We start from the raw sequence: 14,171 nt of genomic DNA, 5'->3' as shown, positions 1-14,171 counted from the left end.
TATTTACTCATATTTTGCACAGAATAGATTCACATCCCCAGAATGAAAGCGAGGTATTCCCCATGGATAAAGAACAATTGATCACAGAAGTAGCCAAGGCTGGTGGATTCTCCAAGAAGAATGCTGAAAAAGCTGTAACCGTTGTACTGGATTCGATTCTTGAAGCTCTCAAAGAAGGTAAGGAAGTTCAACTGGTTGGATTCGGGAAGTTTGAAGTGCAGAAACGTGAGGCAAGAACGGGAAGAAGCCGGAAAACAGGCAAAGAAATTCAACTGCCTGCAGGTAAAGTTCCTGTGTTCACAGCAGGCTTAAGCATGAAAGAAGCTTTAAATTAATACACGTAATAAACGTAACAACTCATTGAAAAGAGGTTTTTATTCAAACACACAATAATAATACCGATGTAAATGTCGTCTTTACTACCGTTGATGATATCATTAACTTTTATTCAGGTAAGCAGACGCACCCGGATCATACAGAAGATCACACTCATTCTCCCCTCCCATCATCAGCAAAGTCCGATTGTACCCTACGACCACCCACCCGCTAAACTAACATTTCATCTTGGACAATAATAGGCCCTGATCCGCTCAAAACGGTCCAGGGCCTGATTTGCTTAAAAATAGCTCCGTCAGAAAACAGCCATTTTCATATCTTCTTTCACATCTATCCTACTTGCTGTTCAGAAGTACGCGCAGTGTCTGCGAATCGTATGTAGAGACAAGACGTTCCAGATGCGTATCCAGCCACTCCTCATCCTGATCCCACCACTTCAATTCCAGCAGCAGCGCAATCGTTTCTTCATCAAAGCGTCTTTTGACAGTCTTGGCTGGATTGCCCCCAACAATGGTGTAGGGTTCAACATCCTTCACAACCGTTGAATTAGATGCAACAATAGCGCCATCTCCAATCGTAACACCAGGCATGATTGTCACATGTTGCCCAAGCCAAACATCGTTGCCCAGTACCGTATCACCCTTATACGGTAGTTGCTCCAATGTAGGTGTCACCCGCTCCCATCCGCCACCAAAAATGTTGAACGGATACGTCGTCATGCCCTCCATTCGGTGATTGGCGCCATTCATAATGAATGTCACACCTTCCGCAATGGCACAGAAATTACCGATGACCAGGCGATCACCAATAAAGTCATAATGATGTTGTATCCGGTCATAGAATTGCTCTGGCGGATTCGTGTTGTCGCTATAGTACGTATAATTTCCAATGTCCACATTGGAACGCGACGGCAGGTTTTGAATGTAACACACCGTACGGATATTCTCATTTGGGAAAAGTTTGGTTTTATCAGGGGCCATAGACAGTCCCTCCTTTTCCCTATTGTAACAGATATTATATCTTAAACGGACTAAGGGAAGTCTGGAGTTCTGTTGACACATCAGACAAAATAGCCGCAGATGCCTTGATCTGCTCTACCGACTTGAGCTGTTCATGAACAGATCCGGCAGCCTGCTGTGAATTGGTACTGGCCGTCTGCGCATGGCGAGCGATCTCATGTACGGAAGCCACAATCTGCTCCACGCCTGCAGACATCTCTTCACTCGTCGCAGCCATGTCCTCAATCTCTGTAGCAATACGCAAGTTCGTATCCCGGATCAGGCTGAAGTTTTGTTCCGTTTCCCGGGTCAAGCGCAGTCCTTCTTGCACTTCATCCTTCACTCTCGACATGGCCGATAGCGATTGCTGCATATCTTTTTCCATAGCTTTGACCAGTTCTTCAATACGATCTGAAGAGTCTCCAGCTTGTTCAGCCAGTTTACGAACCTCGGTAGATACCACGGCAAATCCTCTGCCATGTTCCCCGGCTCTTGCTGCTTCAATGGATGCATTGAGGGCGAGCAGATTCGTTTGATTCGCAATCTCATGAATGGTGGAAACCATCTGGCTAATCTGTGCCGACTTCCCTTCCAGCATGCGAATGACTTCATCCGTTCTGGTAACAGAAGATTCAATCGTAGACATCTGCTGAACGGTAAGTTGCACCGCTTCACCTCCGGTTTCCGCCTGGTTGCGTGAATACATGGCAGAGTCCGAGATGCTGGAGGCCTTGTCTGCCATACGTTGTACACCTATAGCCACTTCTTCCATGGCCTGCAGATTTTCTTCCGTGCTGATCGTCTGGCTCTCGGCTCCCTGTGCCACTTGTTCAACGGAGGAGGCAATCTGCGCCGATTCTTTGGCTGTTTGATCCGCAATCTTAAGGAGCAGCCCGGTTGAATGCCCCGCCTTTTCCGCAGCCTGAAGTCCCCCCTGAATGATGACCTGCAGATTGCTTCTCATCTCATTGTATCCCGTGCCCAGCATGCCAATCTCGTCTTGGACGTCATCCAAAACCGGCTGTGTAAAATCGCCCGTCCCCGCACGTTTAATCGCCACGGATACCCGTTCGATTCGCACTTTCACCCTGCGAACGTACCACAGGATCAAGGTAATTGCGACCAACATTGCAAGCAGGAATACGATCAGGAATGTCTTGAGGAACGAGGAGATAATCACATCGATTAATGATTGAGAAGCACCAACATAGAAAATTCCGATAATCTCTCCGGATGCGTTTTTGATGGGTTCATAGGCCGTTTGATATTTCTGACCCACAACCACGGCTTCACCGAAGTATTTTTCCCCTTGCTGCAAAACGGTCTGGGCGACCTCGTCTGATACCTTCGTGCCCACAGCACGCTCCCCGTCTACCATGACGTTTGTAGCGACACGTTCATCACCTCGGAAGATCGTCACCGTGTCCCCCGAAGCTTGTCCAATCTCATCCACCAGTTCGAAATTACCTTCCAGCGCGATATCTCCTTTGAATAATTGTCCGTCTTTAATGGTCCAATCTCCTGGATATTTATATGTAATGATACTATTCGCCATCTCCAGATCACGCTTCGCCTTTTCTGTAGCGAATGTTGTAATCCCCTGTCTCATCTCCATGATTACACTTACCGCCACGGCTGAGGAGAAGACGATAAATATACTGATAACGATCAAACTGATTTTGGTACCGATGCTCATGCTTCGCATGTGTGTGAGCCACCCTTTTCCCTAAGTAATTGTGGGGATATTCAAGCCGATTACAATTCCGTTTCGAACATCACTATAGTCTTATCGGTAGGAGAGTTCACAATATTTATAATGTTTCAGTGACATTTATCACAGTTATCAAAATTAAAAATCAAAGTTTTTCCGCTTTCTCCGTAATTATGTGAGAATGATCTGTTGGTTGGAAATTCAAAAGATCTGGAACGACAAATTGCATATGTCTAAATTCATATAGAAGAGTGGACGAGGCCGTATTTTGCTGGATGTTCGCTCCGTCTAATCTGAAAACACAGAACAAAAAGGGATTCGATCTGACCATCGAATCCCTTTTCTCGTCCTCCGTACAAGCAAGCTGCTCTTCAGGAGATATTTCTTATTTGGATGTAAGGCTTACTTGTGCAGCGGTTTGATTCCAATCCAAGGTTAATCCCAATCCTTCTGAGATGAAGCGAACGGGCACGAGTGTGCGACTGTTTTGAATAATCGCTGGTGCATCAATTTCGAATGTCTCCCCATTTATGGTTGCTGTGCTGCTTCCAATCTTGAGCACAAGAGTCTGGTCATTCAGAACGGTTGTTACGGTCTTCGCCGTTTTGTCCCAAGTCACTTCTGCACCAAGTGCTTCGAGGATTGCATACACAGGTACCATCACTCTGCCACTTTGCTGCAGTGGGTCCTGATCCGGGAAGGTAATTGATTTACCATCGAGCGTTACGGTAATCGTTTGGTCGGTTGTTCCGGATGAAGTACTCGAGCCAGTCTCTTCCGAAGTCTCAGGCAGCGGTGTTACTTCACGCCCAAGTTGCTCTTGCAGATTCGCAAGGCGGTTCAGTGCAAATGTCGTTAGTGATCCAGCTGCCATGGAGCCCATACCTCCGCCTCCTCCGCCAAAGTTATCGCCAGGACGTGTCTGCATATTGCCTGCACTATCTGTTGTTCCTGTTGTGCCATCCGGAGGTGTTGCTCCTTCTGGAGGTGTCATTCCTTCGAAACCTTCAGGCGGCGTCATGCCTTCCATGCCCTCAGGTGGTGTCATTCCCTCCAATCCTTCTGGTGGTGTACCGCCCATACCACCTGTTGCATCTGCAGTTGCAGAATAAGCAATGTTGGATTCGAACTGTTCTGTCGTATAGAATTTCGTTGGATCTGCTTCTACATAAGGACGAATCTCATCAGCAAGGCCAGTAATACGATCCTGAATGCCTTCCATATAGTCCGTCAGTTCATTAACGTAGTTCATATATTTTTCTTTATACTCCGGCACAGCCAGGAGGTTATTGATCATCGGTACATTTTCCATGCTAATGCCCAGTACAGGCTCGTCCACAGATACGTTCGTTGCGTTGGTGTTGGTCGTGGTTGATCCGGTTGTTGTGCCACGTCCGCCTCCACCCGAGTATCCGTTGAAGGACATGTTAAAGTCCCAAGGTACAACGGTGAACTTGCCGTCAGCATCACTATAGAGCATGTAGTTGTGTCCTTTGTCGCCGTTATAGCTGTCATAGTTGCCTAAAACCATGTTGCCTGCAATATATTGAAGAGCCGAATCCACGTCCAATACGCTCTCGATATCACCTTTCTCACCTTCTGGCATCTCGTTCAGCGTTTGGATGAAGGTTTTCAGTTTGGCTTTGTCCTTATCCGTACCCAAGTCTTTGGTAATTGTGCTGTAATCACTGCCCTCTTCATATTGAAGATAACTCTTCTCATCCGTATCATAGAGGACGCCTTCTTCATAATCCTCACCGTAGTTGCGCTCCAGATAGCTGTCATCCACGGCTTCAACGCCGGTATAGAAACCAACCAACTCGCCGTTAACATACAAATTAACATAGTTCGTCATCGGCACATCCATGCCGATACTCCGCAGTGCTTCATAGTGAAGTACCTCACGCATGTACGATGGATCTGCGTAGTTGTTGTTCAGAACCATTTTATCCAGTCCAAGCAGGGTTTGTGTTTTGTCATATTTATCAAACTTCAGTCTGAAGCTGTAACGGTCCGAATCTTCCATTGAGGATACAGCTTTCAGGGTCAGATTGCCCTTGGTGGAGAAACCAACGTTGTCCAGCTTGTTGCCGTCCACTTCCACACTCACATTCTTGTAATCCTTGTCCAGCGGACTTTCGAGCATACTCTTCCAGTCTGCATCATCAATCGTTACATTGACATCGATGACGTTATCCGTCTGGAACAAAGATTCATACGCTTGCGTCACACCTGCACTCGTCGTTGTCGCTGTACTTTCTGCAGCATATGCCGCATTCGGACTTGCAATCAGGCCAAAAGATGACGTTACCATGGTGACGGATAATGCCGTTACTGCAGCTTTTCGTAATAAAATATTCAAAATGATGAATCCTCCTTCTTGGTTTCTGTTAAGCAGCCGAGGCTTATGTAACCATGGTAGAGGACGAACCTTTAGTGAATCTTAAATGCATATTCATCGTCAATACACACCCATGATTCATGGTAAATAAGAAGAATTCATCGACATACATGAAATCATGTAAAAGTGCAATTTAATTCTATAGAACCGGTTCATAAGACCTATTTTACTTGAAATATCTAACATTAGTATGTCGAAATAACGATATAACAGAGGAGTAGAACTTACCTGGAGTTCATATACGTGAATAGCAAATACAGTACGAAAACTATTTTACAGAAACGAAAAAAGAATTTAATAGATCTAAACTTACATAGCGTGTACAACGTCCAGGATAAGTCCTTCGTCACAATCATAGAAGGAGTGAACAACCTTGTTTAATAAGCTTCGCTGGAGTACCATGCCTTTCTTCATCAAAAATTTGGTGATCTCGTTCGGCAGCATCACATTAATCGGTGTAATCCTGATTACTGCTGCGTATCAATTACAAAAGAACATCTTGGTTGAACAGTTGCACGACCAGGCCACCGTCATCACCCAGAAATGGTACGATGATCTGGATACCGCCAAAGTCGCTGCGGCCGCCAGTGAAAAAAGCTACACCGGTCCTGTACAGCAGGAAATGAAAGCTTACCTCGATTCCATCCATGAGTTCTATCCAAATATCGCACAGGCGTACATTTTCGGTTCAGAACTTGAGGAAGGAAACGGAACGTCCATTATCGCCATTCCAACGAACCTGTTGCAACCATTCGAGGAAGGCAATCTGCCCGCAGGTGCCATGTATCCCCTACCCCAAAATAACGTTGTGGTGCTGGAACAGATGAAAAAGGACGGGAAGCCTGCATTCAGCGATTTCTACACGGACGAGTACGGAACCTGGACCACTCTGATTTACCCTATTAATAACGCAGATGGCTCTATGTATGCTGCTCTTTACTTCGATGTAGATGCAAGTGCGGTTCCAAAAGGACTTAATAAATTGCTTACGTACGGATTGATGTTCCTTGTCGGATTCCTGATCCTGTTCATGGTGTTGCAATTCATATTGCTGAAGAGAACGTTGCTTCCGATCCGTAACCTGATGAAAGGTATTGAAGAAGTCAGCACGGGTAATCTGGATGTAACCATTGATACCGGGCGAGATGATCTGGGTATCATCAACGAAAAGTTCAATGCGATGATCCATCGCTTCAATACAACGATCTATAAAGTACAGAATACTTCCCATCACCTATCGGAATCTTCCAAACAGCTACTGGGCATTTCCGAGAAAAATAATGTAAATATTCAATCCATCAGTCATAATATTCGGGAAATATCCACCGGACTGGTGTCACAGGACAAAGCAACGGTAGAGAATGCACGTGCCATGACAGAGATGTCAACGGTCGTACAGACCATCGCCAGCAGTTCAGCTGATGTGGCAGACGAAGCACTCAGCATGGAGCAACGCTCCAGTACAGGTAATGTGGTGATGCAACAAGTTATTGAGCAAATGCGCCTGATCTCCGGTGCAGTGCAAAATACGTCGAACTCGATTCAGTCGTTGGAAAATAACTCAAATGAGATTAGCAACATCGTCAATCTGATTACGGAGATTGCCGGACAAACCAACTTGCTGGCGCTTAATGCTTCCATTGAGGCAGCACGCGCGGGTGAAGAAGGACGAGGTTTTGCCGTGGTTGCAGGCGAGGTGCGTAACCTGGCGGAACAATCTCAGGAATCTGCGAAGCAAATTCGACAGTTAATAGAAGAGATTCAGCGGGATATCACTCAGTCTTCCGAGGCGATGCAGTTGGGTTCCAAGGAAGTAACGAAAGGCTTGGAAGTTACGCAAGAGACCGGTGTATTCTTCGAGAATATTCTGAATGCTACGAACAAAGTTGCTAACCAGATTCAGGATATCTCCAGTTCTACCGAAGAGATCTCAGCAAGCACACAGGAAATGTCTGCCACGGCGGATGAACTCTCTGCCAATGTCAGCAAGGCAGCTAGCAGCAGTAAACAAATTGAGCAGTCCATTGAAGAGCAGGAAGCCTCCATGGCTGCCATTGTGAGTGCCTCCGACGAACTCTCGGTTGTCTCCGAGCAACTGCAAGAACTGATCTCATTCTTTAAAGTACGCGCAGAATAGAATTAAGTAGGACACAGATAACAAGAATACGAAACAGATAAAAGTAATACGGAACAGTAAAAACCAAGGCTCATGAGTGACTAACTCGAAGCCTTGGTTTTTTGGTTGTTACCAAGGGTAGGTTCTACCCCTAAGAGAAAGCATATCTAAACAGTCCATAGTATAGAGGTCCAATCGCGACAACTAATGTTATCAACATCCAGACTCTCCTCGTCATCATCGGTAATCCATCCAGGATTTCTTCCCCTTCATTATCCTTTAAAAGCATCGCGAATAATACATCCCATAACAGCGCAGCCACAGTAATAACTTTCCACCAAGAAGGATTTAAAATAGCTGTTTCCGTAACATATCCTAGCAACCCTATCCATGTCATGACGGATACGACAAAATCTATCTTGCTGAGTTTTGACTTGTACTTTCCTTTAATAAGATACGAGAGTGAAGCTGTCCCCAGCAACCCAAGATAGATCGTCCATAAAACGTGCTCCATACACACTCCTCATTCTTTGCTGTATTTTATATCTCACTGTTTCATCGCCATCCCTTAGCTATTATAGCTATTCACCTCTATAACGGATATATCAGACCACTTTCCATATTATGAAAATCCATACTCCGTACATTTCACTACTCTCTCCTGTTGTCATTTCCAAGCCTGCATTATGACAATAATCACATCCACCTGCCTTGTCCAAGTGCTACAGTTGTTAACGACCAATTGACTGTAATGGTAAACCGGTCAAATAAGGCATTTGCTTCACTCATTAAACATATCAGACCTCAAGGAGGTGTATATGCCATGAAAACGATAGATCGAAGGCAGCAAGTGATGGACTCTGCCGAGAAATCCTTTGCCTTGTTTGGCTACAAGGCCACAACGATGGAACAGGTGGCGAGACTTGCCAATGTGGGCAAGGGAACGATCTATACTTTTTTCGAAAATAAAGAAGAACTGTTCAGCGAGATTCTGCGGTCGATCATAGCGGATATGAGACAGATTACAGAGCAAACCGTGAAGGAAGAGAACTCCTTTCTGGATAACGTGCATATGAGCATGGATTCTTTGCTGGAGTACCGGGAGGAACATGAGCTGTTGATCAAGCTTTTTCAGGAGGTCAACGAGTTCGGTACACCGCAGGCCAAGGAAGGTCTGCAAAAAGTGGAAACAGCCATACTCGAATATCTGGAGCGTCAGGTCAGCCGTGCCATGGAATTGGAGCAGATTCGCAGGGATGATCCCAAGCTGGTTTCTTTTGTCCTGCTGAAGCTGTATGTGACCTTAACCTCGGATTGGAACAAAGCGCATCCTACACTGCATAAGGATCAGATCAAGGATTTTGTGGGCCTCTTTCTCAAGAGTGGCTTATCCCGCACCTAGAGAAAGCCATGCCACCAGATTCAACACATAATAGAGATAATAGAGATAGAACAAACGGATGAGCGTAAGGATAGGGAGAGAACATGATGAAATCATTCCACGTATTTGGGCAGGATCTGAAGTCTGCCTTCAAGAAACCAAAAGTATGTATTCCGATTCTCGTTGTACTGTTCATTCCGGTGCTGTATAGCGGCCTGTTCCTGAACGCATTCTGGGACCCCTATGGCAAAATGAATGAACTACCCGTGGCCGTGGTTAACTCGGATCAGGGCGCAGTCTACAACGACAAATCACTGGAGGTCGGTCAGAATCTGGTCGATGAATTAAAAAAAAGCGATGATTTCAACTGGCAATTCGTGACTCGTGAACAAGCAGAACAAGGTATGGAAGACAATACGTACTATATGACGATTGTGATTCCAGAGGACTTTTCCACCAAAGCAACAACCCTGATGGATGAGCACCCTGAGCCGGCAGAATTGATCTATGAACCCAATGAAGGATACAACTTCCTCGCGGGTCAGATCGGTGGTACGGCGGTCAAACAAATCCGCTCCAAAGTCGCTGCCAAAGTCACCGAATCTTATACCGAAACGTTATTGGATCAGGTCGAAAAAATCTCTGGCGGTTTGGCGGATGCCGGGGATGGCGCAGGTCAGATTCATGATGGGGCGTTCAAGCTGGATGAGGGTGCTGCTACATTAAAAGAGAACCTGTCCAAACTGGCCGCTGGCACCGACAAGCTCGAAACGGGCGTAGTTCCGTTAAAAGAAGGTACTTCTACTCTCGCTCAAGGTATCCGTGATCTCCATACAGGTGCGAGTGCTCTGTCCAATGGGCTGTCCCAATTGACAGCAGCAGGCACGAAGCTGAGTGATGGAGCCAACCAGGTTGACGCTGGCGGCAAGCAGCTACGGGATGGCATTCAATCTGCTCAAGAAGGCGCAGCTAAGCTAGATGCTGGACTGGCGGCTTCCGAGGAAGGCAGTGCGAAGCTGACTGCTGGGCTGCAAAGTTCTGTGGACGGCAGTGGCAAAGTTAGCGAAGGGGCCAAAGCGGTTGCCCAAGGCCTTGCCCAATTGGCTGAAGCCAGCCCGGAACTGGCCGCAAGTCCTGCTGTCCAGCAGCTCCTGGCAGCCAGTCAAGCCGTAGCCGCTGGTAGCGAACAGGTGTATCAGGGCGGACAGCAATTGGTCGCAGGCAGCCAAAACCTGTACGCTGCACAGCAACAACTGCATCAAGGCAGCAGCCAGTTGGTACAGGGTGAACAACAACTGGTACAAGGAGTTACACAGTTATCCGCCGGACAAGAAAAGCTTGCGACCGGTCTACAGCAATTCAATTCCAAATTATCCGAAGCAGCATCTGGAGGAGCGAAACTTGCGGATGGTTCAGGTCAATTAGACGCTGGTGCAGGCAAATTGGTTGCCGGTGTAAGCCAGCTTACAGACGGCATCACAACCCTTGCAGATGGTTCACACAAGCTGGATGACGGTGCTGGTCAGTTGAAAGAAGGTACGCTTAAGCTAACAGACGGCTCTGGCGAACTTGCCACCAAGCTGAATGAAGCGGCTGATCAGACGGGTAGTGTGAAAAAGACCGATGAACTGGTAACGATGTATGCGGAGCCTGTTCAGGTCGATGAGCACAAATATAATGAGGTACCTAACTACGGTACAGGATTCTCACCATATTTCCTGTCCCTCGGGCTGTTTGTCGGGGCCTTGATTGCCACATTGGTTGTGCCAACACGCGGCAGCACGGTTAGCGAGGCAAGTGGCTGGAATCGTTTTGTGAGTAAAACGCTGGCTTTCACGCTCATGAGTGCAGTGCAGTCTTTGCTTGCTTCATGGCTGGTCTTGTACGGCTTGGGTCTGGATGTACAGAGTGTTCCATTGTTCCTCTTGTTCAGCTTTGTTACCAGTCTAAGTTTCATGTACATCATTCAGGCACTGGTAACTTGGTTGGAGAATCCGGGACGATTCCTCGCGATTCTCATGCTGATCTTCCAACTTACTACCAGCGCGGGCACCTTCCCGCTCGAACTGATTCCTGATTGGCTGAAAGGTTTCAACCCATGGTTGCCTATGACCTATTCGGTAACAGGTTATAAGGCAGTCATCTCAAGTGGACAGTTCGGCGTGGCTTGGGATCAGATTAGCATTCTGTGCATCTTTGCCGTGATTGGTCTTGGAGGAACCTTAACGTATTTCCTGATGCATCGCACCACGGAGAACAAAAACGTAAGCAGTGAAGTTGCACTGCACGCATAGTACGAAAAAATAGGCAAAGGCATATCCCCCTGTCCTGACTCGCTGGATGATCGCAAGTCTGGACTAAAGGGATATGCCTTTGTCTTTTTGTTAGTTTCAATATCCAGTTTAGCCAAGATCCTTCACAATGTGTTGGTTCAGAAAACTCAGAAAATCACCTTGCATGGAGCCGAGGGTAAGCATTTTCTTGACCATGCTAAATCGCCAATGCGTACCATTGAATTGGAACGACCATATAGCGGAGAGCCGCATTCCAGATTTTAGTTTTTGATGTTGCAGATCGTCCAAAGCAAAATCAACCGATTCTACGACTTTGGAGGAGAATACATTCAGAAAGAGTATTCTTAATCGGTCTCTATTAATTAGTAAAATTGCTCGTGTGGTCGGTGATGAAATCGTTTGTGAAATGGCGTAACAGGCCAGCATATCAGGTTCTCTGTACGGTTCAGCTAAACGGTCTATAGATTTTCTAGTGATGAATAGCATCGATATTATTCCTCTTCCTTTTCCTAGTATGTAGAGTACATATCAGAACCCGAGACAGCAAAAGAAAATAACAGTGCGAGCGAAATCAGTAATACATATAAAGCTACACTAATGATTCCACAGACTAGGCCAGCAATGGCTAATCCTCTGCCCTGTTCCATGCGGTTCTTCATTTCTTTGAGTGATATGGAGGCAAAGATGATGGCAACAATACCAATCAATAATCCCACATATGGAATCACGATGGACAATATGCCCAACACAAGAGCTGTAATCGATTTGCTATTGGTTTTTGGTATTACATAAGGTGGTGGTGGAAGTGAATCGTTATAATAACGATTCACATCATTTTCGCGATCTCGATGTTCCAAGGTAAATCCTCCCTGTGTAATAAGTATGTTCATTATAATAGTTTACACCGTATTTTTGTTCCCTATTTTTCAGAAAAATTCTTGATTCAGTATATCTAGATAACTTATTCTTCTGTTTGAAAGATATCCCCATGTATGTCATTCCGTTCAAGATTTCTCCATACTGAATCTTTCAGCCCATTATGTTGACCTTCATGCTGCTAATTTAGTACAAAAAGACCTAGAATCACGATGGATTCCAGGTCTTTAAATTAGCTTAAAATTTTAAATCAGATCCGATTTTCGAAGCAAACGCTGAATAACTGCAGCAACCTCCGCTCTAGTGATGTGTTTCTTAGGCGCAAGCTGCGTGCCGCTTCTTCCCATGATAATACCTGCTTGAATGTTTTCCGCAATACTGTTCTGTGCCCACTCCGATGAAGTGTACGCATCTGCATATGGACGTAACACGGATTCAGCCGATTGCACAGAAAATTTGTCTTTTAGACCTGTAATCTTCATTGCATTAGTGACGATTACCATCGCCTGTTCCCGCGTAATCTTTTCATTCGGGCGGAACGTACCGTCCCCCATACCATCAATCAATCCATATGCAGTTGCAGTACTGATCTGGCTATTATACCAGTCCGTCTGCTTGACATCCGAGAAAGAAGCCAATTCATGGCTTAGTTTTAACCCTAATCCACGGACCATAATAGCAACAAATTCGGCACGAGTAATGTCACGATTGGGATTATAGTTGCCATTGCCAACACCTTCGACCACCATGCGGGACCCCATGTCGTTCACTGCATCTTTCGCCCAATGTTTCTCAACATCACTAAATTCGAGAGGATGCCACACGACTGAGTATGTGCTGTTAGTCAAGCTATTGATGACAGCGTAATACACGCCATCAATAATTGAAATTTTGGTCGGAACATGGCGAGAAGTTCCATCAGGATCGACGACAACCCCCGTTGTAATCTTGTTCGGATCCACGCCATTGGGAATTGCAATAGCACGTTCAATATATACACTAAAGTTGGATATTTCTACAATCTTGTCCCCATAGGTGACATTGACCATAAAGTCCATCGCTGGCAAGACAGCCGCAAAGCTTCCTGCTTTTCCGGCTTGTTCGACGATCTTTGCCATATCGGCTGTCGTTGAGCCAAATTGAAGCTCTACCTTAATGTCTTGTGGAGAAACGTTCGTTCCAAATTGCTTTGATAACTCCTTCATGTTGATCTGAACAGATGGAATCGTGTATATTGCACGTTCGGTTTTTACAACAAGAGTAGCTTGTAGATCCTCCATCTCTTGTATGGACTGACCATTAAGCTGGGCTACTACCAGATCAGAATTAGTTTTTGCCGGTACCGTTACAACTGCACCAAATCCTTCAGCTGTAAGCTTCTCCTCAAGCTTTTTCTGATCAACAATGATCATCGTCGCCGATTGACCTTTTATTTCAGTTTCTTTTGCTATGCCTGCCATCTCAACTTTTCCATTAACCAGAACAACTACACCTGTTTCATTGGCAGTGCCGTTCTCCGTTGTCGCTTCCGTCGTATTCGTTGAATTCGTCGGACTTGTTGGACTTGCCGGGTTTGTCGGGTTCGTTGAATCTGTTGAAGCAGTAACCCTCACCATTGTTGTCTTTCTATCCGATGTCCCGGAAACCCATGCCGTACCATTCCAGGTTTGTTTTTGGAATATCGCTGTGACTGTATAGCTACCAGCAACCGCAGGTCTATAAATAGCCGTGTAACTGCCATTATTGTTTTTAATGAATGTACCGACCTTACCGATCTCTGTCGAGATCCAGCTTACGGGCACGTAACGCTCATCACCAGCAACAGCACCCTCTACTGATTGGCGGTCTCCCTCCGCCGTCAGTGTAATTGCTTCACCCATTGTTACACTGTTTTGGCTTACACCAACCTTGTTGCTGTCCGTATTCGCATTGGTTGGGTCCGTTGGGTTTGTCGGATTCGTTGGTGCAGTCACCGTTACCAGTGTTGTCTTCGTATCCGTCTCACCGATTACGTCGAGCCAATGCGTACCATTCCATTTTTGCTTCTGGAAGGTTGCC

10 protein-coding genes are annotated in these 14,171 nt (G+C 46.0%); 4 read left to right on the top strand and 6 right to left on the bottom strand.

The features are described from left to right. Positions 1-62 precede the first annotated feature (62 nt). A complete protein-coding gene (locus ACTHPG_RS00865) occupies positions 63-335 on the top strand; it encodes an HU family DNA-binding protein (RefSeq protein ID WP_036606368.1) in 273 nt (90 codons plus the stop codon). A gap of 336 nt (positions 336-671) precedes the next feature. On the opposite strand, the gene ACTHPG_RS00860 is transcribed toward ACTHPG_RS00865, so the two are convergent. From ACTHPG_RS00860 to ACTHPG_RS00850, 3 genes are all read right to left on the bottom strand, one after another. After that, positions 672-1,316 (bottom strand): Vat family streptogramin A O-acetyltransferase, encoded by a 645-nt coding sequence (locus ACTHPG_RS00860; protein WP_440387183.1) that lies wholly within the window; start codon positions 1,314-1,316, stop codon positions 672-674. Between the two features lie 34 nt (positions 1,317-1,350). Then, complete coding sequence (locus tag ACTHPG_RS00855) at positions 1,351-3,039, bottom strand: methyl-accepting chemotaxis protein (protein ID WP_440387181.1); 1,689 nt, start codon at positions 3,037-3,039, stop codon at positions 1,351-1,353. 391 nt (positions 3,040-3,430) lie between these two features. Beyond that, on the bottom strand, positions 3,431-5,407 hold the full coding sequence (locus tag ACTHPG_RS00850; RefSeq protein ID WP_440387179.1) for a CotH kinase family protein: 1,977 nt from the start codon (positions 5,405-5,407) through the stop codon (positions 3,431-3,433). A gap of 439 nt (positions 5,408-5,846) precedes the next feature. Here ACTHPG_RS00850 and ACTHPG_RS00845 point away from each other — a divergent pair, with 439 nt between their 5' ends. Continuing rightward, entirely contained in the window at positions 5,847-7,583 is a 1,737-nt protein-coding gene (locus ACTHPG_RS00845) for a methyl-accepting chemotaxis protein (RefSeq protein ID WP_440390063.1), read from the top strand. 130 nt (positions 7,584-7,713) lie between these two features. Here ACTHPG_RS00845 and ACTHPG_RS00840 read toward each other — a convergent pair whose 3' ends face one another. Beyond that, complete coding sequence (locus ACTHPG_RS00840) at positions 7,714-8,076, bottom strand: hypothetical protein (protein ID WP_440387178.1); 363 nt, start codon at positions 8,074-8,076, stop codon at positions 7,714-7,716. A 309-nt stretch (positions 8,077-8,385) separates the two neighbouring features. Here ACTHPG_RS00840 and ACTHPG_RS00835 point away from each other — a divergent pair, with 309 nt between their 5' ends. Together ACTHPG_RS00835 and ACTHPG_RS00830 are read left to right on the top strand one after the other, a co-directional pair. Next, entirely contained in the window at positions 8,386-8,964 is a 579-nt protein-coding gene (locus tag ACTHPG_RS00835) for a TetR/AcrR family transcriptional regulator (protein ID WP_440387177.1), read from the top strand. Positions 8,965-9,050: 86 nt separating this feature from the next. After that, positions 9,051-11,237 (top strand): YhgE/Pip family protein, encoded by a 2,187-nt coding sequence (locus ACTHPG_RS00830; protein ID WP_440390062.1) that lies wholly within the window; start codon positions 9,051-9,053, stop codon positions 11,235-11,237. 509 nt (positions 11,238-11,746) lie between these two features. Here the strand turns inward: ACTHPG_RS00830 and ACTHPG_RS00825 are convergent. Continuing rightward, positions 11,747-12,127: a DUF4190 domain-containing protein gene (locus ACTHPG_RS00825; RefSeq protein ID WP_440387176.1), complete on the bottom strand. Its 381-nt coding sequence runs from the start codon at positions 12,125-12,127 to the stop codon at positions 11,747-11,749. Positions 12,128-12,358: 231 nt separating this feature from the next. Beyond that, the coding region (locus ACTHPG_RS00820; RefSeq protein ID WP_440387175.1) for an S-layer homology domain-containing protein at positions 12,359-14,171 on the bottom strand (1,813 nt) is incomplete at its 5' end.

The sequence above is a fragment of the Paenibacillus sp. SAF-068 genome (assembly GCF_051967555.1).
Taxonomy (GTDB): Bacteria; Bacillota; Bacilli; order Paenibacillales; family Paenibacillaceae; genus Paenibacillus.
The sequence above is the reverse complement of the archived record's forward strand: the minus strand, read 5'-3'. Positions and strand labels throughout refer to the sequence as shown.